21 protein-coding genes are annotated in these 18,483 nt (G+C 36.2%); 17 read left to right on the top strand and 4 right to left on the bottom strand.

Features of this window, described 5'->3' with window-relative positions; translation table 11 throughout:
- The first annotated feature begins 1 nt into the window (after position 1).
- From atpA to ABM34_RS01705, 13 genes are all read left to right on the top strand, one after another.
- The gene (gene atpA, locus ABM34_RS01645) at positions 2 to 1,531 is read left to right on the top strand and encodes a F0F1 ATP synthase subunit alpha (RefSeq protein ID WP_048702669.1); all 1,530 of its coding nucleotides are present in this window, start codon (positions 2 to 4) and stop codon (positions 1,529 to 1,531) included.
- A 17-nt stretch (positions 1,532 to 1,548) separates the two neighbouring features.
- A complete protein-coding gene (locus ABM34_RS01650) occupies positions 1,549 to 2,466 on the top strand; it encodes a F0F1 ATP synthase subunit gamma (protein WP_048702670.1) in 918 nt (305 codons plus the stop codon).
- 20 nt (positions 2,467 to 2,486) lie between these two features.
- Positions 2,487 to 3,935 carry a F0F1 ATP synthase subunit beta gene (gene atpD, locus ABM34_RS01655; protein ID WP_048702672.1) on the top strand — a complete coding sequence of 483 codons (1,449 nt, stop codon included), beginning with the start codon at positions 2,487 to 2,489 and terminating at the stop codon, positions 3,933 to 3,935.
- Positions 3,936 to 3,951: 16 nt separating this feature from the next.
- Positions 3,952 to 4,383 (top strand): F0F1 ATP synthase subunit epsilon, encoded by a 432-nt coding sequence (locus ABM34_RS01660; RefSeq protein WP_048702673.1) that lies wholly within the window; start codon positions 3,952 to 3,954, stop codon positions 4,381 to 4,383.
- Positions 4,384 to 4,552: 169 nt separating this feature from the next.
- On the top strand, positions 4,553 to 4,783 hold the full coding sequence (locus ABM34_RS01665) for a DUF1146 family protein (RefSeq protein ID WP_048702674.1): 231 nt from the start codon (positions 4,553 to 4,555) through the stop codon (positions 4,781 to 4,783).
- Positions 4,784 to 4,811: 28 nt separating this feature from the next.
- Positions 4,812 to 6,134 carry a UDP-N-acetylglucosamine 1-carboxyvinyltransferase gene (gene murA / locus ABM34_RS01670; RefSeq protein ID WP_048702675.1) on the top strand — a complete coding sequence of 441 codons (1,323 nt, stop codon included), beginning with the start codon at positions 4,812 to 4,814 and terminating at the stop codon, positions 6,132 to 6,134.
- 95 nt (positions 6,135 to 6,229) lie between these two features.
- Positions 6,230 to 7,219: a rod shape-determining protein gene (gene mreB, locus ABM34_RS01675; protein ID WP_048702677.1), complete on the top strand. Its 990-nt coding sequence runs from the start codon at positions 6,230 to 6,232 to the stop codon at positions 7,217 to 7,219.
- A 77-nt stretch (positions 7,220 to 7,296) separates the two neighbouring features.
- Positions 7,297 to 7,410 (top strand): DNA-directed RNA polymerase subunit beta, encoded by a 114-nt coding sequence (locus ABM34_RS13575; protein WP_417924661.1) that lies wholly within the window; start codon positions 7,297 to 7,299, stop codon positions 7,408 to 7,410.
- Between the two features lie 4 nt (positions 7,411 to 7,414).
- Entirely contained in the window at positions 7,415 to 7,705 is a 291-nt protein-coding gene (gene yidD / locus ABM34_RS01685; protein ID WP_048706313.1) for a membrane protein insertion efficiency factor YidD, read from the top strand.
- Between the two features lie 9 nt (positions 7,706 to 7,714).
- Complete coding sequence (locus tag ABM34_RS01690) at positions 7,715 to 7,936, top strand: DUF2969 domain-containing protein (RefSeq protein WP_048702680.1); 222 nt, start codon at positions 7,715 to 7,717, stop codon at positions 7,934 to 7,936.
- An 11-nt stretch (positions 7,937 to 7,947) separates the two neighbouring features.
- The gene (locus ABM34_RS01695; RefSeq protein WP_048702688.1) at positions 7,948 to 9,150 is read left to right on the top strand and encodes an FtsW/RodA/SpoVE family cell cycle protein; all 1,203 of its coding nucleotides are present in this window, start codon (positions 7,948 to 7,950) and stop codon (positions 9,148 to 9,150) included.
- 15 nt (positions 9,151 to 9,165) lie between these two features.
- Positions 9,166 to 9,459: a glycine cleavage system H family protein gene (locus tag ABM34_RS01700; RefSeq protein ID WP_048702690.1), complete on the top strand. Its 294-nt coding sequence runs from the start codon at positions 9,166 to 9,168 to the stop codon at positions 9,457 to 9,459.
- Positions 9,460 to 9,558: 99 nt separating this feature from the next.
- A complete protein-coding gene (locus tag ABM34_RS01705) occupies positions 9,559 to 10,422 on the top strand; it encodes a helix-turn-helix domain-containing protein (protein ID WP_048702691.1) in 864 nt (287 codons plus the stop codon).
- 65 nt (positions 10,423 to 10,487) lie between these two features.
- Here the strand turns inward: ABM34_RS01705 and ABM34_RS01710 are convergent, their stop codons facing one another.
- From ABM34_RS01710 to ABM34_RS01720, 3 genes are all read right to left on the bottom strand, one after another.
- Positions 10,488 to 10,961 carry a universal stress protein gene (locus ABM34_RS01710; protein ID WP_048702693.1) on the bottom strand — a complete coding sequence of 158 codons (474 nt, stop codon included), beginning with the start codon at positions 10,959 to 10,961 and terminating at the stop codon, positions 10,488 to 10,490.
- Between the two features lie 83 nt (positions 10,962 to 11,044).
- Positions 11,045 to 11,326, bottom strand: a complete 282-nt coding sequence (locus ABM34_RS01715; protein WP_048702695.1) for a hypothetical protein — start codon at positions 11,324 to 11,326, stop codon at positions 11,045 to 11,047.
- 5 nt (positions 11,327 to 11,331) lie between these two features.
- Entirely contained in the window at positions 11,332 to 12,618 is a 1,287-nt protein-coding gene (locus ABM34_RS01720) for a replication-associated recombination protein A (RefSeq protein WP_048702697.1), read from the bottom strand.
- 56 nt (positions 12,619 to 12,674) lie between these two features.
- Here ABM34_RS01720 and ABM34_RS01725 point away from each other — a divergent pair, with 56 nt between their 5' ends.
- Positions 12,675 to 13,262 (top strand): DUF1054 family protein, encoded by a 588-nt coding sequence (locus ABM34_RS01725; RefSeq protein WP_048702698.1) that lies wholly within the window; start codon positions 12,675 to 12,677, stop codon positions 13,260 to 13,262.
- A 72-nt stretch (positions 13,263 to 13,334) separates the two neighbouring features.
- On the opposite strand, the gene rpsD is transcribed toward ABM34_RS01725, so the two are convergent.
- Positions 13,335 to 13,943: a 30S ribosomal protein S4 gene (gene rpsD, locus ABM34_RS01730; RefSeq protein ID WP_048702700.1), complete on the bottom strand. Its 609-nt coding sequence runs from the start codon at positions 13,941 to 13,943 to the stop codon at positions 13,335 to 13,337.
- Positions 13,944 to 14,274: 331 nt separating this feature from the next.
- On the opposite strand from rpsD, the gene ABM34_RS01735 reads away from it, so the two are divergent.
- The 3 genes from ABM34_RS01735 to thiI all read left to right on the top strand — a co-directional run bounded on the left by ABM34_RS01735 (position 14,275) and on the right by thiI (position 18,410).
- A complete protein-coding gene (locus ABM34_RS01735; protein WP_083988244.1) occupies positions 14,275 to 15,963 on the top strand; it encodes a septation ring formation regulator EzrA in 1,689 nt (562 codons plus the stop codon).
- Between the two features lie 74 nt (positions 15,964 to 16,037).
- The gene (locus ABM34_RS01740) at positions 16,038 to 17,183 is read left to right on the top strand and encodes a cysteine desulfurase family protein (protein WP_048702702.1); all 1,146 of its coding nucleotides are present in this window, start codon (positions 16,038 to 16,040) and stop codon (positions 17,181 to 17,183) included.
- Positions 17,184 to 17,192: 9 nt separating this feature from the next.
- Positions 17,193 to 18,410, top strand: coding sequence for a tRNA uracil 4-sulfurtransferase ThiI (gene thiI, locus ABM34_RS01745; protein WP_048702705.1), 1,218 nt, complete (start codon positions 17,193 to 17,195; stop codon positions 18,408 to 18,410).
- Positions 18,411 to 18,483: the final 73 nt, after the last annotated feature.

Here is an 18,483-nt window from a genome sequence, read left to right on the forward strand (position 1 = left end):
AATGAGCATCAAAACTGAAGAAATTAGTTCATTGATCAAAGAACAATTAAAGAACTATAAAAATGAACTTTCAGTTGATGAAGTAGGTACAGTTACATACGTTGGTGATGGTATTGCTCGTGCTAATGGCCTTGAAAATGCTATGGCGAGTGAATTACTTGAATTCCAAGACGGTACTTTTGGTGTGGCTCAAAACCTTGAAAGTGATGATGTTGGTATCATCATTTTAGGTGAATACGAACAAATCCGTGAAGGCGATACAGTTAAGAGAACTGGTCGTATCATGGAAGTTCCTGTTGGTGACGAACTAATTGGACGTGTCGTAAATTCATTGGGTCAACCAGTAGATGGACTTGGAGACATCAAGACAGATAAGACAAGACCTATCGAATCTCCTGCACCTGATGTTATGCATCGTAAATCAGTTTTTGAACCCTTACAGACAGGTTTAAAAGCCGTTGATTCACTTGTTCCAATCGGACGTGGTCAACGTGAATTGATTATCGGTGACCGTAAAACTGGTAAAACATCAATTGCTATTGATACTATTATTAATCAAAAAGACCAAGACATGATTTGTGTCTATGTTGCCATTGGACAAAAGGAATCAACTATTAGAAGTCAAGTTGAAACTTTGAGAAAACATGGTGCCATGGATTACACAATCGTTGTTGAAGCTGGACCTAGTCAACCAGCCCCAATGCTTTACTTTGCACCATATGCTGGTGCTGCAATGGGTGAATATTTCATGTATAACGGCAAACATGTTTTAATCGTTTATGATGATTTAAGCAAGCAAGCTAATGCTTATCGTGAAATATCACTATTGCTACGTAGACCACCTGGGCGTGAAGCATATCCTGGTGATGTTTTCTACTTGCACTCACGTTTACTAGAACGTGCTGCTAAGTTGAGTGATGATATGGGCGGTGGTTCTATGACTGCCTTACCTATCATCGAAACACAAGCCGGTGATATTTCAGCTTATATTCCAACTAACGTTATTTCTATCACTGATGGACAGATTTTCTTGAGTAGTGATTTATTCTATTCAGGTACAAGACCAGCTATCGATGCTGGTGCATCTGTTTCTCGTGTTGGTGGGGATGCCCAAATTAAAGCTATGAAGAAGGTTGCCGGAACGTTACGTTTGGACTTATCTTCATATCGTGAATTGGAATCATTTGCTCAATTCGGATCTGATCTAGATGACGCTACTAAGGCTAAATTAGCTCGTGGTCGTAGAACTGTTGAAGTTCTAAAACAACCAGTGCATGCTCCAGCACCTGTTGAGAAACAAGTATTGATCTTGTTTGCCTTAACACGTGGTTTCTTGGATAAAGTTGAAGTTGACGATATCCTTGAATATGAAGCCTCACTTTCTGAATTTTTCAACGCAAATCATGCTGATCTTTTAAAGACAATTAAAGAACAAGGTGTGCTACCTGACGAAGATAAGATGAAGGCTGGTATTGATGAATTTACCAAGAACTTCTTAGCTTCAAAGAGTGCAGATAAGCAAGATAAATAATACTGGAGGTTTGAATTATGGCTGAGTCCTTAATGGACATTAAACGAAGAATTACTTCTACTCAAAAAACCGGTCAAATTACAAGAGCCATGCAAATGGTTTCTGGTGCCAAACTTTCTCGTATTGAAAAACAATCTATGGCTTATCAACTGTATGCAAGCAAAGTTGAAGAAATTGTTCGACACTTAACAATGGGAGATGTTTTCAAAAATATCGCTGCTGGTGGTAAATCAGCTGATCCATTGAGTTTGAATAATGTTCTTCAAGTTCGTGATGTAAAAAAGACAGCGTACGTTGTCATGACAAGTGACCGTGGACTAGTTGGTGGATATAACAGTAATATTTTGAAAGCTATGATGGATATCTTCCAAAAGAAGCATCATGGTGATAAAAGTAAATTTACTATTATTTCACTTGGTTCAACGGGTACAGAATTTTTCAAAACTCGTGGGTATGATGTTGCTTATGAATATCGTGGTTTACCAGATATTCCAACAGTTGAAGATGTAACTCCAATTGTTAAAACAATTTTGCAATTATACCAAGCAGGTACATTTGATGAAATTTTTGTTTGCCATAACCATCACGTCAATTCTTTGATTTCAAGATTTACTAGTGCAAAACTTTTACCTCTTGAAGCTCCAAAGGATACTACGCTTGAGGAAGAACATATTGCAAGTGAATACATTACGGATCCAAATCCGGAAGAGGTATTATCTGCAATTGTTCCACAGTTTATCGAATCCTTGATTTTTGGAGCAATGATGGATGCCAAAACGGCAGAACATGCTGCTTCAGTTACTGCTATGAAGAGTGCGACCGATAATGCAGATGATTTGATATCTGACTTGTCTCTGCACTATAATCGAGCTCGTCAAGCACAAATAACTACAGAGATCACAGAGATTGTTGGCGGTGCTGCGGCACTAGAATAGTTTAGAAAGGAGCCAAATTAATGAGTAGCAAAGGAAAAGTTATTCAAGTTATTGGACCAGTTGTTGATGTTGAATTTCCTTTAGATGGAGATTTACCAGAATTAAACAACGCTCTTCACATTACGAAGAGTGATGGTTCACAAATCACCGTTGAAGTTGCCTTGGAACTTGGTGATGGCGCCTTGCGTGCTATTTCTATGGGTTCAACAGACGGACTTCAAAGAGGTGCTGAAGTTATTAACACAGGTAGTCCAATTAGAGTACCTGTTGGTAAAGAAACACTTGGACGTGTATTTAACGTTTTAGGTGAAGCAATTGATGGTGGGGAACCTTTCCCAGAGGATTATAGAAGAGACAGTATTCACCGTATGGCTCCTGCATATGATGAATTAAGTACATCTACAGAAATCCTTGAAACAGGTATTAAGGTTATTGATCTCCTTGAACCATACGTTCGTGGTGGTAAAGTTGGTCTATTCGGTGGTGCCGGTGTTGGTAAAACCGTTCTTATCCAAGAGTTAATTCACAATATTGCTGAAGAACATGATGGTATTTCTGTATTCTCTGGTGTTGGTGAAAGAACTCGTGAAGGTAATGACCTTTATTACGAAATGAAAGAATCTGGTGTTCTTAAACAGACTGCCATGGTTTATGGTCAAATGAACGAATCACCTGGTGCTCGTATGCGTGTTGCCTTAACAGGTTTGACAATTGCTGAGTACTTCCGTGATGTTGAAGGACAAGATGTTCTTTTGTTCATTGACAATATCTTTAGATTTACACAGGCTGGTTCTGAGGTTTCTGCCTTACTAGGTCGTATGCCTTCAGCCGTTGGTTATCAACCAACACTTGCTACAGAAATGGGTCAATTGCAGGAAAGAATTACTTCTACACAGAAGGGTTCAATCACTTCAATTCAAGCTGTTTATGTTCCAGCGGATGATTATACTGATCCCGCTCCAGCAACAACTTTCGCCCATTTGGATGCAACAACTAACCTTGAACGTAAATTAACAGAGCAAGGTATTTATCCTGCTGTTGATCCACTAGCATCATCATCTTCTGCTCTTGATCCATCTGTTGTTGGTGAAGAACATTATGCTGTTGCTACTGAAGTTCAACAAGTTTTGCAAAGATATCGTGAATTACAAGATATTATTTCAATTCTTGGTATGGATGAATTATCAGACGATGAAAAAACTGTCGTTGCTCGTGCAAGACGTATTCAATTCTTCTTGTCACAAAACTTTAGTGTTGCTGAACAATTTACAGGTGTACCAGGTTCATATGTTCCTGTTGTAGAGACTGTTAAAGACTTCAGAGCAATACTAGACGGTAAATATGATGATGTTCCTGAAGATGCCTTTAATGGTGTTGGTGGAATTAATGATGTTATCGAAAAAGCCAAGAAGATTGGCTGGACACCAGCTGATGAAAAAGACGACAACTCACAAGCAGTTGCCAACTAGGTGAGGAGGGAATAATATGGCTGATCAAGAAAAAGCTATGACGGTCAATATTGTTACTCCTGATGGTGTAGTCTATAATCATCACGCAAATCTAATCATTGCCAGTGCGATAGATGGTGATATTGGTATTATGAGAAATCATGAACCAATTATTGCTCCGCTTAAAATTTGTGAAGTTCGTGTTAGACGAGTTGATTCGCCAAATCACGAAGATGCAATTGCTGTAAATGGTGGATTCTTGGAGTTCAGCAATGATCTTGTATCAATTGTTGCCAACAGTGCTGAAAGAGCCATTGATATTGACTTAGTACGTGCCAAATATCAAAAAGAGCAAGCAGAAAGTACCATTCAAACTGCTCGTGAGAAAAATGATGTTGATGATTTGGATCGTGCTCAAGTTTCATTACGAAAGGCAATTAATCGTATAAATGTAAGTGAACATAAATAATCAAAAGTCCAGGACGCAAAGTCCTGGACTTTTTTTTGTATAAATGTGTAATTAAATGGAGGACTCTACGTTCAGATACATTCTCTTTTTTTAAATTTTATCTAAACAATTTTCAAAGTGTCGCAATAAAAACAATTAAAGTGTTAGAGTTTGTGAAGAGGTTTTGAATATGCATAGTTTAGGAATTCAAGCAATTATTACAATCTTAAGCCACTTATTTTTCATTTGGCTCAGTTATAATGCCTTACAAGCCGTTGACTGGAGAAAGATTTATGACAAAAATAACACAAAGATGTTACAATTACTTGTAGCGCTGATTTCAATTGCGCTAGGTTATACTGTCAGCTCATTTTTCTTGAGCATTATCAATGTGTCACAAAACCTAACGTTACTTATATAACGAGCCTAACGTTTTGGAGGGAAATATATTGCAACAGATTATTGTAGATGGGCCTTCACGCCTTAAAGGGAATGTCAAAATAGAAGGTGCCAAGAACGCAGTATTACCAATACTTGCATCAACATTGTTAGTTTCAAAGGGAGCAACTTATTTAAGCAATATTCCTCCTTTATCAGACGTAACTACAATGTGCAAAGTATTATCTGCCTTAGATGCAAAAGTAGAATTTAATCAAGATAACGAAACTATTGAAATTGATTCTTCAAATGGAATTTCAACAACTGCACCTGAAGAACTTGTCGATAAAATGCGTGCTTCAATTGTTGTACTAGGTCCCATTTTAGCTCGTCAACAAGAGGCACATGTTGCTATGCCAGGTGGATGTGCCATCGGATCTCGACCAATTGATTTACATCTTAAGGGATTGGAAGCCATGGGCGCTAAATTTTCACAAAATGGTGGATATATTGACGCTGTTACAGATGGACTCCATGGTGCTGACATTTATTTGGATTTCCCAAGTGTTGGAGCAACTCAGAATATCATGATGGCTGCCACTTTAGCTGAAGGTGAAACAGTAATTGATAATGTTGCTAGAGAACCTGAAATTGTTGATTTAGCCAACGTTTTAAGTAAAATGGGTGCCAATATTTCTGGCGCTGGAACTAACACAATTCGTATTAAGGGTGTTAAAGAATTACATGGTTGTGAGCATTCAATTATGCAAGATCGTATCGAAGCGGGAACATTCATGGTTGCTGCTGCAGTAACAAATGGCGATATCTTTATTAAAGATGCAATTGTTGCTCACAATAAACCACTTATTTCAAAGCTTATTGAAATGGGTGTAAAAATTATTGAATCAGATGAGGGTATTCGAGTAATTGGAACTAATGACTTGAAGGCGGTTGATGTGAAGACACTTCCACATCCTGGATTTCCAACAGATATGCAGGCTCAAATGACATTAGCCCAATTGCTAAGTAACGGTACCACTGTAATGACTGAAACAGTATTCGAAAATCGATTTATGCATTTCCCAGAATTGGGCAAGATGCATGCCGATTACAAAGTTGAAGGTAACTCTGTGATTATGTTTGGACCTGCTAGTTTAACTGGTGCAAACGTATCCGCAACTGACTTAAGAGCTGCTGCTGCATTAGTTTTAGCTGGTCTTGTAGCAGAAGGTGAGACTCGAGTATCCAATTTACAATACCTAGATCGTGGGTATTACAATTTTACAGAAAAATTAAGAAATTTAGGTGCTAAGATTAGGCGTGTTTCCATTGATGACAATGGAAGAGAGAGTTTAGTATTCAAAACAGTCACCAGTGCTGATAAACTTGCTTAATAAAGTGGTTGAACCACTTTCTTTTTTTGTTTAACAATGTAATGAGACCGCTGGTTATGATATACTTTTTTTGTCTAGATTTTGGAGGATATAGTATGGCGAAATATCTTGGAATTGATTTAGGAACCGCAAATGTGCTAATTGATGTTAAAGGTGAGGGTATTGTTTTGAATGAACCCTCAATTGTAGCTATCAATTCAAGAACTAATGAAGTTGTAGCTGTTGGTAAAGATGCTTACCAAATGGTAGGTAGAACTCCAGCGAACATTACTGCAATCAGACCTTTGAAAGATGGTGTAATTGCTGACTTTAATATCACTGAAAAAATGCTTCAATATTTTATCGATAAATTAAATGTTAAAAGTATGTTTTCAAAACCAGTGACAATGATCTGTGCGCCAACAAATGTAACTCCTGTTGAACAGAAATCCATTATTGAAGCCGCTGAACAAGCTGGTGGAGGTAAGGTATACTTACAACTCGAACCAAAAGTGGCAGCTGTAGGTGCAGGATTAGATATCTTTAAACCACAAGGAAATATGGTTATTGATATTGGTGGTGGTACTAGTGATATCGCCGTCTTATCAATGGGGGATGTTGTTACAAGTCGCTCACTTCGATTTGCTGGTGATAAGATGACAACTGCCATTCAAGCATTTGTTAAGCAAAGTCATAGTTTAATAATTGGTGAGAGAACTTCCGAAGCAATCAAGATGGAAATCGGTTCAGCTCTAGACGGAGATGAGGGAACTACGTTCTCTGCTAGTGGTATCGATATTGTCTCGGGACTACCAAAGGAAATTACATTAAACGAGAAGGAAATCGAGGGTGCACTTCGTGATGGAATCACACAAATTATTGATTCTGCCAAGAGTGTTCTTGAAGAAACCCCTCCAGAATTGTCAGCCGATATCATAGATCGTGGTATTATGTTGACTGGTGGTGGAGCATTATTGAAGAACCTTGATAAACTGTTGTCACAGGAGCTTCAAGTACCTGTTCTAATGACTGAACGTCCACTAGATTCAGTTGCTTTAGGAACAGGAATCTTGCTCGAAAATATTGAAAAACATAAGAAATATTAAGGTGTAAAATGAAACGAGATTTTGGGAAAGAATATCGTCGTGATATTTTTAAAAAGATAGGATGGGTTATATTGTTTATGCTCGTCTTTTTCATTTTAGGTATGTTGATTGGTTCAGGTTTGGGTGGATCTAACCCGTTAGCAGTATTATGGCCTGGTACCTGGATTCATATGTTCGACTTCTTAAGATAAAATGATAAAGAAAATTTTAATCGGATTAGTTCGAATGTACCAGAAATTTATATCACCCGTACTACCACCGAGCTGCAGATATTATCCAACTTGTTCAAGTTATTTTATTTCAGCGGTACAGAAACATGGTGCTATTTTAGGATCAATCATGGGGACTGCGAGAATTTTGCGATGCAATCCCTTTGTTCGTGGTGGAGTAGATCCAGTTCCTGATAATTTTACGATTTTTAGGAACCCTCATCCTGAGGATTATGAGGATGAAATAATAGCAAAAAAATTTCATAGTAAAGAATAGGAAAATTTAATGGCCAGAAAGAATAAACCCATTGAAGTTAATCTAAAGGATGTAAGTGATAGTCCCGAGACGTATGAATTATGGGATGGAAAAAAATATATTGGTACGATTCGCAAAGATGGCGACCGCTATTTGTCATTTGTTGAGAGTAACGACACTCCGTTTAAATCAGTCAAGTTAGATGACGCAATAAACGAATTGTTAATGCAATATAATCTACATAATCATTAATAGGTGTTAAAATGCAAATGAGGAATAATAATAAAGAAAATGATCTAGAATCACGGATAGATTATGGAATTATTTTTTCAGTTATGATGCTAGCAATTATTGGTGTTATGTCCATTTATGTGGCTACCATCCATGATTCACAGAATCCACTGAAAAACGTAATTACACAAATATTTTGGTATGCGATTGGTGCTGTGATTGTTGCAGTGGTCATGCAGTTTGATGCTGAACAACTTTGGCAGGTCGCAAATTACGCGTATTACGCGGGGCTGGCGCTGTTACTGTTAGTCCTGATTTTCTATAGTCGAGCCTATTTTGTACAGACTGGTGCTAAAAGTTGGTTTGCATTAGGTTCATTGACATTTCAGCCTTCTGAAGTCATGAAACCCGCCTACATTCTGATGATGGGAAAAGTCATCACAATGCATAATAGCGAATATCACGTCCATACATTAAGAACTGATTTTGTTCTGTTGGGTAAACTACTACTATGGACTGCACCAGTAATTATTTTATTAAAATTACAAAATGATTTTGGTACATTATTAGTTTTCATCGCTATTTTAGGTGGAATGGTTCTAGTTTCAGGAATTGACTGGCGTATCATTGGGACTGTCTTTGGTGTTGTTGCGGTTGTGGGTATTGTTGCCTTAACACTCGCAGGAACCGATTGGGGACGCCCAATTCTAATGCATTTAGGTTTCAAATCATATCAATTTAACCGTATCGATAGTTGGTTGAATCCATCACAGGATACAACTGAAAATGGGTATCAGATATGGCAAAATATGAAGGCAATCGGATCTGGGCAACTCTTTGGAAAAGGTTTTAATGTTTCCAATGTCTATGTACCAGTTCGTGAGTCAGATATGATTTTCTCTGTCATTGCAGAGAACTTTGGTTTCATTGGTTCATGTGTATTGATACTGTTGTATTTCTTATTAATCTACCAAATGGTTCAGGTTACTTTTGATACAAAGAACGAGTTTTATGCATATGTTTCGACCGGTGTTATCATGATGATTTTGTTCCACGTTTTTGAAAACATTGGTATGAGTGTTGGACTTCTACCACTAACTGGTATTCCTTTACCATTTATTTCGCAAGGTGGTTCTGCCTTACTTGGTAATATGATTGGTATTGGTTTAGTTATGTCGATGAGGTTCCATCACAAGAGTTACATGTTTGAAAACGGATCGTTTAAACAGAGGTAGAGGTAGGTTATAAGTATGGCAAAAGAAGAATATTTATGGGTAAAAGACACAGAAGGCAAAAAACGTGTCGGTTTAACTAAAGAAGGCCAAGAAGCTTTAGGTGCAGTCAAATATGTTGATTTGCCAATTCTTGGAAAGACAATCAACAAGGGAGACTCAACTGGCTCAGTTGAAGCACAAAAGGCAGTTGTTGAACTACAATCACCAGTTTCTGGTGAAATTGTCAGTGTTAATGATAAATTAAACGATACTCCAGAACTTTTAAATGGTTCTGAAGCCGATGCTTGGCTTTTTGAAGTTAACAATTAGTTTTTAAATTTATTCTTTGATTGTTGCTTATTTCTTGCAAGGTTTTTTCAAAACTGTTTAAATTATCTTGAAATTAATAAATGAATGGGGATAGTTTTTATGAAAATCTTGGGTGAAAAGATTCGTCATTACAGAAAGTTACGAGGCATTTCTCAGTCAGAACTGGCTGATGGTATCTGTACTCAAGCTACTGTAAGTTTGATTGAAAAAAAGGATAAGATTCCTAGTATGGAGATCTTGGTTCGCATTTGTGAAAGACTGGGTATCACAATGAACCTCGTAATTGTAAACGACGATAGTCAAATTTATTCAATTATTAGTGAGATCAAAAAGTTGTTTTATCAAGATGATTACGACGGCATCGTAACTAAGTTGGATAAATTAAAAGACATCAACATTAACAACAAACAAGAAATTAAATTAATTCACTTCTTCAGTGGATTAGTTGAGTACGAAGTAGAAAAGAATTATGACAAGGCAATTTTTGACTTCAACCGAGCAATGAATGTCAATATTGTTAGTGTCGATATGTATGATATTTTAATTAATATTTATACAGCAAAGGCATACGTAAACAAGGGTTCAGATGATGAAGCTAAAGTTTACTATGACCAATCAAAAGATCTTATCAAATCAAGTGTTGAAAAGATTAACGACGAAAATTACCGTGATAGCATTTTGATTTATGCTAACATGTCCGAATTAGCCTTAGAATTGGGTGATAACGAAAGTGTTATCGAATATGCTAATGAGGGAATTTACATCGCCAGAAAAGAACAATCATTGTTCAAACTTGATTCCATGTATTGCTATATGGCTGAGGCTGGCACAAAAGATGGTCAAAAGAGTGATGAAGATTACATCAAAGCTTATGTCATCTCAAGCATCAGTGACAACAAGAACATGTTTGATAATTTAAAATCAAAAATAAGTAAGATGAGTTTAAATATTTTCAATAATTAGTTACAACTTAAAGGGGACTTAGTTCAAATTATGAACTAAGTCCCTTTTTAATTTATCTTAAATTATTATTCTTTTGGCTTTTGAATTGCTTTGTTGTCTAAGTCAGTTCTGACAACCAAAACATCACATGCTGCAGTTCTTGTGACATATTCTGTAACAGAACCGATCAATAGTCTTTCCATGGCGTTCAAACCAGTTGCACCAATCATGATTAAATCGACGTTCAATTTTTCTGGAAATTCAGTAGCGATGATAGCCTTTGGGGCACCATATTCAATACTGTAATCAATATTTTCAAGTCCGCCTTCTTTGGCAGTCTTAACATAGCCCTTAACGGTTTCCTTTGCTTTTTCAGTAATTTGTTCAACCATTGTTGAATCAAAACTTGAAACATTTTGGAAAGCTCTCGTATCGATAACGTGTACTAGATGAACACTAGCATCATTTCTTTTTGCAACTTCTACGGCCTTTTTGAAAGCTAATTCTGATTCGAATGAACCATCAATAGGTACAAGAATGTTTTTATATTGTTGTAACATAATAATCACCCCATGTTTTTGATATTGAATAGGTAATAGTTTCCTATAAGTTCATTTTAGTTGATTTCATAAAATAAATACAGTTATCCGCGAATATTACCCAAATAAATCGAAAATCCGGCTGCTGTAATGCTCCCTAAAACCAATGTAATAAAGTTTGCTTGTTTATTTGCAAAAATAAGAATTATTAATCCAATTATTGAGATTATTACTAAAAGTATTGCTGTGAACTTCATGGCATTTTGAAGACGTACGTTATTTGCAGGTGAATATATCAAAAACTTCTTGTTTAGATGTGTCCAGAGATTGTATGCCAATGCTAGTAGAAACATGATGAATACCACCATCAGTATTTGAATTATCATAAATATTAACTCCGTTTCTTATTTTTCTTGAATTGGTTTAGTTGATTAAGTCTGAATTGAAGAGCTTGTTCGTATTTTCCGGTGTCTTTTGGTTGGTAGTATTGTCTATTAACTAAATTATCTGGTAGGTACTGTTGTTCAACCCAGCCGTTTGGATAATCATGTGGCAATTTGTATCCAATACCGTGGCCTAATTTTGCAGCGCCCTTATAGTGGGCATCCTTAAGATCATCTGGAATTGAACTGGCTTTTCCATTTCTAACGTCCTCAAGTGCTGAATCTATTGCTACCAGTCCAGTATTGGATTTTGGACATAAGCACAAATCGATTACTGCATCAGCAAGTGGTATTCTTGCCTCCGGTAGTCCCACCATTTGTGCAACTTGAGCTGCTTGAACCGCTCGAGCACATGCTTGAGGATTTGCTAAACCAACATCTTCATAGGCACAAACAATTAGTCGCCTTATAGCCGTAGTCAATTCTCCTGCTTCAAGCAACCTTGCCAAATAGAGGAGGGCAGCATTAGGATCGCTACCACGAATCGACTTTTGAAATGCCGAAATTACATCATAATGGCTGTCGCCGTCTTTATCGGAAGATATAGCTTTCTTTTGGACCGATTCCTCAATGACTTTTAAGTCAATATGAATGCTTCCATCAGATTCTGGAGTCGTAGATAGCACTGACAATTCCAATCCATTTAAGATACTACGTAAATCACCGTTTGTGGAACTTACTAGGAGGTTTAGGGCATTATCATCTAATTTAACATTGTACTTGCCTAGGCCTTTTTTTTCGTCATTTAGAGCACGTTCAATGGCAGACTTGACGTCGTCAGGTTCAAGAGGCTTCAATTCAAAAATTTGAACTCGAGAACGAATTGCTGGACTTATATTAATATAGGGATTTTCAGTTGTCGCACCAATCAAGATTATTGAACCACTTTCTAATAATGGCAATAAAAAATCTTGTTTGGTTTTATCCAGACGATGTATTTCGTCCAACAATAGCACAACGGTTCCGCTCATTTTTGCTTCTTCAGCGACTATCTGAAGATCCTTTTTAGTATCGGTTGCTGCGTTCAAGGTTCTAAATGCATATTGAGTACTTCCAGCAATGGCGCTTGCTATACTAGTTTTTCCAATCCCAGGAGGACCGTACAAAATCATTGAACTTAGCATTTTTGCTTGTACCATGCGCCTAATTATTTTATTTTTACCAACTAAATGTTGTTGTCCAACTACTTCATCGATATTTGTTGGACGCATTCGATATGCTAGTGGCTTTTGCATTTTTTCTCCTCTATACTAGTTATAATTACTATTTTACATCAAAGGACGTTTTAATAATGTTTACCAAAAAAGATTTTGAGGTTTTTCAAGATAATACGCTCAAGGGTAGATTGAGTTTAATAAAAGAAAAGATTGATCCTTCATTTGAAGAAATCGGTGAAAAACTCATGGAAGCTTTAGAAGATGAGTATCAAGCAAAATTTTATATGAAAATTGCCAAACATCAACGTAGAACAACAAATCCGCCTCCAGATACCTGGTTAGCAATTAGTCAAGATAAGCGTGGTTATAAAAAGAATCCACACGTTGAATTAGGATTATGGCCAGACAGATATTTTGTAACATTTAGTTTATTGGCAGATGCGTATGACCGAAAAGAATATTATCCTAAATTTGAAGCAATCACTGATAGAATTATCAAAAGTGATTTAAAAGTTTCAAATGATCATACTAGTCCAACAATGTTTGAGTCTGAAAAATATCCAGACGTATTGAAGAGATATATGTCAGTTAAATCTAGTGATTTGGTAATTGGATTTGATTTGATGTCTGATAGTGAAATTGTCAAAAATGGCAACTATGACCAAATATTGTTTGATCGATTTATGGAATTAAGTGAGTTAATGGTCGAATTTAATCAATAAAAGCTTGGGTTTTTATACCCAGGCTTTTTGTGTAAAAAAAAAATCCACACGAAGTGGATTTTTTGATAAATATTAAAGAATTTGGTTGTAGTATTCAACAATTAGAGATTCGTCAATATTTGGTTCAAGTTCATCACGTTCTGGTAAACGTACAAGTGAACCTGACATGTTGTTTTCGTCATAACTTACGAAGCCAGGGCGACCAACAACGTTCTCAAGAGCATCCTTAACGATTGCTAGGTCTTTTGACTTAGCTCTCAAACTGATAACTTGACCAATTTGAACTTCGTATGAAGGAATATCAACACGTTTGCCATCAACTGTAATGTGACCATGGTTAACTAATTGACGAGCTTGTGGACGAGATGAAGCAAAGCCTAATCTGTAAACAAGGTTGTCAAGACGTTCTTCAAGAAGAAGCATCAAGTTAACACCGTGGATACCTTCAAGTTTACCGGCACGTAAGAAGAGGTTACGGAATTGACGTTCGTTAACATCATACATGAAACGTAATTTTTGCTTTTCACGTAATTGTGAACCGTATTCTGAAATCTTACGACGTTGGTTTTGACCATGTTGGCCAGGAGCGTAGTTACGACGTGCTAATTCTTTACCTGTACCTGAAAGTGAAAGTCCTAAACGACGTGATAACTTCCAGCGAGGTCCTGTATATCTAGACATATAATTTGTCCTCCAAAAAAATTTGATTGGAGTAAAATAATTTAACAAGAGTTTAGCATTCGTTCAGTCATCGCTACAAATTTCGCCTCGTGCAGCCGCAGGTTACTTATTGCACTATATCCAGCCGATAACTGTTGACGAGCTTGCCGCTCTTTGCTGCATATTTTACACAAAGGCTAGTGTATCGTGATTAGCGTTCAAAGTCAAAAGATTTTTAATGCTGAATGTTTTAAATCTTTATTATGAAACGTTATGTTTTCAATTCTACCATATCTATTTTGGTATAATAACGAAGATATAATGACTAGGTTAAATAGCTAGGGGTGTAATTTTGTATTTATTTATTATAGTAGTAATTTTATTGATGGTCGCCTTTTTATGGTATATGTGGTTCCTTCAAAAACGTAATAATGGCGAATTGGAACAATTACAAAAACGCGGCGAAGTACTCAAAGAGGACTCTTTGCGAGACCAAATTGAAAAATTAGAAGAAATGAAATTGACTGGTGCTAGTTTAGATAGTTTTGGCCAAAGCAAACAGCAATATTCAAAGCAGTTAAATGAAACTGTTCCTAAGGTTTTGGCTGACATTAGTAACACAACTAGTAAAAATGCCAATTTTAATGTCTTTGGTGCCTCTTCTGAATCTAAAAAGATTAGTCTTGAATTGGATAAACTAGAAAAAACATTTGAAGATATTTCAGGTAGTTTTTCAAAAATTGTTGAAAGTAATGAACAAAATGCCACTACTAGTGAAGTTCTACATTCTGAATACGAATCATTGAGAAAAGAGATTTTAACAAAATCATTTAATTATGGACCTGCCACGGACCGTCTTGAATCTGAATTAAATGAAATTGCTGGATTTCTTGATCAAGAAGATAAGTTGACGGAACAAGGAGATCATTTAGAGGCTCGCCAATACTTAGATGATGCCAAAGTTAAATTGTCGATGATAAAAGATCAAGTTCAATTAATTGTTCCTTTATATAACAATTTGAATAAAGAGTATCCAGGACAAGTTGAAGAAATTGAATCTGTATATGACAAACTTATTAAGCAACATTACGAGTTTGAAGGAGATATTCAAGCTCAAATCGATGAGGTACATGAGAATATTGAAAAATCAAATGAAGCATTGAGTACGCTTAATTTTGATACAGTTGATCGGACTAATGAAAATATTCATGATGCAATCAATTCACTTTATGACGCATTGAGTCGTGAGATAAATTCTAAACGCGATGTGCTAAAACAACAGAAACCAGTTTTAGATTATTTGAATCATGCTAAATTTCAACACAATCGTTTAGATGAGACTATTCAGAAGTTAGAAGAGAACTATGTTTTGAATGAAGACGATATGAATGACTTCAAGGAACATGGTAAAACATTAAATCGGATTGTGTCTGAATATGACCAAGATGTTCAGCGTATTGCTGATAAGAGTATTGTTTTTTCAAAAGCTGAATCTGACTTCAAAGAAATTATCGATGATTTGGACAAGATTGAAGCCAAAGAAAAAGTTATTAATGACAACTTAAATCAAATGCTTTCCAGCGAACAAATTTCTCGTAAGAGCGTTGAGCAATATGCTCATAAGATTCAAATTCAGAAGAAATCGGTCGAGCAACTTAACCTCAAAGGACTTCCTGAGGATTATCTTGAATATTTCTACATGGTTTCTGATGAAATCAAGAAGTTATATGACGGGTTAAACAGTGAACGGGTCAACATGGAAGATATCAGTAAACAAGTTATTGTTACTCAAGAAGATCTTGAAAACTTAGTTCAAAAGACTAATGATCTCAAACAAACAGTTATTTTGGCTGAAAAATTGATTCAATATTCTAATAGATATGCTGATAAAAACAGTGGTTTGAAGGAAAGTCTAGATCGTGCACGTTCATTATTTGATGCTGATTTCAATTATGAACAAGCTTTGACGGTTATTTCAGAAGCACTTGAAAACATTGAACCAGGATCAGTTGATAGAATAAAAGATACAATTAGTGCATAATCAGCTGTTTTGTTGTAAATTATAATAGGTAAAAAATAAGGCCGGTAAGGCCTTTTTATTTTGGTGGGAAAATTATGATATATTTTGATAACAGTGCAACAACAAAGATTGATGATTCAGTATTAAAAACATATAACATCGCAAGTCAAGAATACTTCGGTAATCCATCCAGCTTACATAAACTTGGATTGAAAGCTTTCGAATTACTAGAGAGCTCACGTAAAAAGATTGCTGAATTAATGGGGTTCAAACCTCATGAAGTATTTTTTACAAGTGGTGGAACTGAAGGAAATAATTGGATTATTAAAGGAACAGCTTTTAAGAAGCGTGAATTTGGTAAACACATTATTACTAGTTCAATCGAACATCCTTCTGTCATGAACACAATGGCTCAATTAGAACAACTAGGATATGAAGTTACCTATCTACCTGTTGATAAAACAGGTCATGTTAGTGTTGATGATTTGAAGAATGCCATTCGAGATGATACTATTTTGGTCTCAGTTATGGCTGTTAATAATGAGATTGGTTCAATTGAACCTATTAAAGGGATAGCTCGAGTACTTGATGATTATCCAAGTATTAGTTTTCATGTTGATGGAACACAAGCCATAGGTAAAGGGATTGAAGACCAGTTTATTGATCAACGAGTTGATTACTATACATTTTCTGGCCATAAGTTCCATGCACCACGTGGAATTGGTTTCATTTATATGAAAGAAGGCAAACAGTTAGAGCCATTATTAGCTGGTGGTGGTCAAGAAAAAGGACAGCGAAGTGGAACAGAAAACACTCCAGCAATTGCTGCTATGGCAAGAGCTCTTCGTTTGTTAAAAGACAATGAAGATAAAAAAGCCGCTGAAATGTTGAAATTGAAAACAATGTTGATTAATCATTTGAATTCTTTGGACAACACGCATGTGTTTTCAAAATTATCAGATGATTTTGCTCCACATATTGTTTGCTTCACACTTGATGGAGTTCGTGGTGAAACGACTGTACATACCTTTGAAGATCGAGACATTTATATTTCGACAACGAGTGCATGTTCATCTAAAAAAGGTCTTGAGTCAAGTACACTTAAAGCCATGAATACACGTGAGAATATTGCAACTAGCGCAATTCGTGTTAGTCTAGATGAAAATAATACTGAAGCAGAGATGAAAGAATTTATCAAAAATCTGGATGAAATCCATGATCACTTCCAAATTTTAAACTAGGAGAAACTTATGCAATATACTGAAATTATGGTTCGATACGGTGAACTATCTACAAAAGGTAAAAACCGTAAAAGCTTTATTGGTCGACTCCATGGAAATGTAACAAAAGTCTTGAAAGATTATCCTGATTTGAAGTTGCAACCACATCGAGACCGTTTGCACATTAAATTAAATGGTACTGACGCAAAGCCAGTTATGGAAAAGCTTAAACGAGTTTTCGGAATTCAAACTTTCTCATTGAGTGTCAAGGTTTCAAAAGATTTCGAAGATGTTAAGAAAAAAGCTATCGAGATGATGCACGAAGCATATCAAGAAGGTGACAGTTTCAAGGTCGCCACAAAACGTTCTGACCATTCTTATCCTCTTGATACAAATCAAATCAATTTACAATTGGGGGATGCTATTTGTGATGAATTTCCTGATATTCCTGTTGACGTTAAACGCCCAGATATCAAGATTTCTGTTGAAGTTAGACAAGATGGAATCTACTTGTCATATTTGACAGTAAAAGGTGCTGGCGGACTTCCAGTTGGTACGGCTGGTAAAGCTATGTTGATGTTATCAGGTGGAATCGATTCTCCAGTTGCAGGCTATCTTGCTATGAAGCGTGGGGTGGATATTGAAATGGTTCACTTTTTCAGTCCTCCATATACGTCAGAACAAGCTTTAAACAAAGCTAAGGAATTGACCAGCAAGTTAACTGTTTATGGTGGTCACATTAAGTTCATCGAGGTTCCTTTTGCTGAGATTCAAGAGACTATCAAAGCCACCGTTCCAGAAGGCTATTTGATGACAATCCAACGTCGTTTCATGTTGCGTTTAACTGATTTGTTGCGTGAACAAGAAGGCGGGCTTGCAATCTTTAACGGTGAAGCTGTTGGACAAGTTGCTTCTCAAACCCTTGAAAGTATGGCAGCAATTAATGATGTCACAACAACTCCAATTTTGCGTCCCGTCGCAACGATGGATAAAACTGAAATTATTAAATTAGCTGAGGATATTGACACTTTCAATTTATCAATTCAACCATTTGAGGATTGCTGTACAGTCTTTGCTCCACCTGCACCTAAGACTAGACCAGGTATTGAAAAGACACGTGAATTTGAAAGTGCTCTTGATATTGATGGTTTGATCAAGCGTTCATTAGCAGGAGTTAAGATGACAATGATTGAACATGGTGATCACTTCATGGAGAAGGATCAAGACCAAATCAATGATTTATTGTAAAAATTGTTTGACGATTTATTAGATTTGTTTTAATATCAATTCAACAGCTATGAACAGGAGTGTCAGTTTTTTG

The sequence above is a fragment of the Companilactobacillus ginsenosidimutans genome (genome assembly GCF_001050475.1).
Taxonomy (GTDB): Bacteria; Bacillota; Bacilli; order Lactobacillales; family Lactobacillaceae; genus Companilactobacillus; species Companilactobacillus ginsenosidimutans.

Bases quoted from the DNA above. Each gene is read 5' to 3' on its own strand.
- atpA (WP_048702669.1), top strand. From the start codon at position 2: ATGAGCATCAAAACTGAAGAAATTAGTTCATTGATCAAAGAACAATTA.
- ABM34_RS01650 (WP_048702670.1), top strand. From the start codon at position 1,549: ATGGCTGAGTCCTTAATGGACATTAAACGAAGAATTACTTCTACTCAA.
- atpD (WP_048702672.1), top strand. From the start codon at position 2,487: ATGAGTAGCAAAGGAAAAGTTATTCAAGTTATTGGACCAGTTGTTGAT.
- ABM34_RS01660 (WP_048702673.1), top strand. From the start codon at position 3,952: ATGGCTGATCAAGAAAAAGCTATGACGGTCAATATTGTTACTCCTGAT.
- ABM34_RS01665 (WP_048702674.1), top strand. From the start codon at position 4,553: ATGCATAGTTTAGGAATTCAAGCAATTATTACAATCTTAAGCCACTTA.
- mreB (WP_048702677.1), top strand. From the start codon at position 6,230: ATGGCGAAATATCTTGGAATTGATTTAGGAACCGCAAATGTGCTAATT.
- ABM34_RS13575 (WP_417924661.1), top strand. From the start codon at position 7,297: ATGCTCGTCTTTTTCATTTTAGGTATGTTGATTGGTTCAGGTTTGGGT.
- ABM34_RS01690 (WP_048702680.1), top strand. From the start codon at position 7,715: ATGGCCAGAAAGAATAAACCCATTGAAGTTAATCTAAAGGATGTAAGT.
- ABM34_RS01695 (WP_048702688.1), top strand. From the start codon at position 7,948: ATGCAAATGAGGAATAATAATAAAGAAAATGATCTAGAATCACGGATA.
- ABM34_RS01700 (WP_048702690.1), top strand. From the start codon at position 9,166: ATGGCAAAAGAAGAATATTTATGGGTAAAAGACACAGAAGGCAAAAAA.
- ABM34_RS01705 (WP_048702691.1), top strand. From the start codon at position 9,559: ATGAAAATCTTGGGTGAAAAGATTCGTCATTACAGAAAGTTACGAGGC.
- ABM34_RS01710 (WP_048702693.1), bottom strand. From the start codon at position 10,961: ATGTTACAACAATATAAAAACATTCTTGTACCTATTGATGGTTCATTC.
- ABM34_RS01715 (WP_048702695.1), bottom strand. From the start codon at position 11,326: ATGATAATTCAAATACTGATGGTGGTATTCATCATGTTTCTACTAGCA.
- ABM34_RS01720 (WP_048702697.1), bottom strand. From the start codon at position 12,618: ATGCAAAAGCCACTAGCATATCGAATGCGTCCAACAAATATCGATGAA.
- ABM34_RS01725 (WP_048702698.1), top strand. From the start codon at position 12,675: ATGTTTACCAAAAAAGATTTTGAGGTTTTTCAAGATAATACGCTCAAG.
- rpsD (WP_048702700.1), bottom strand. From the start codon at position 13,943: ATGTCTAGATATACAGGACCTCGCTGGAAGTTATCACGTCGTTTAGGA.
- ABM34_RS01740 (WP_048702702.1), top strand. From the start codon at position 16,038: ATGATATATTTTGATAACAGTGCAACAACAAAGATTGATGATTCAGTA.
- thiI (WP_048702705.1), top strand. From the start codon at position 17,193: ATGCAATATACTGAAATTATGGTTCGATACGGTGAACTATCTACAAAA.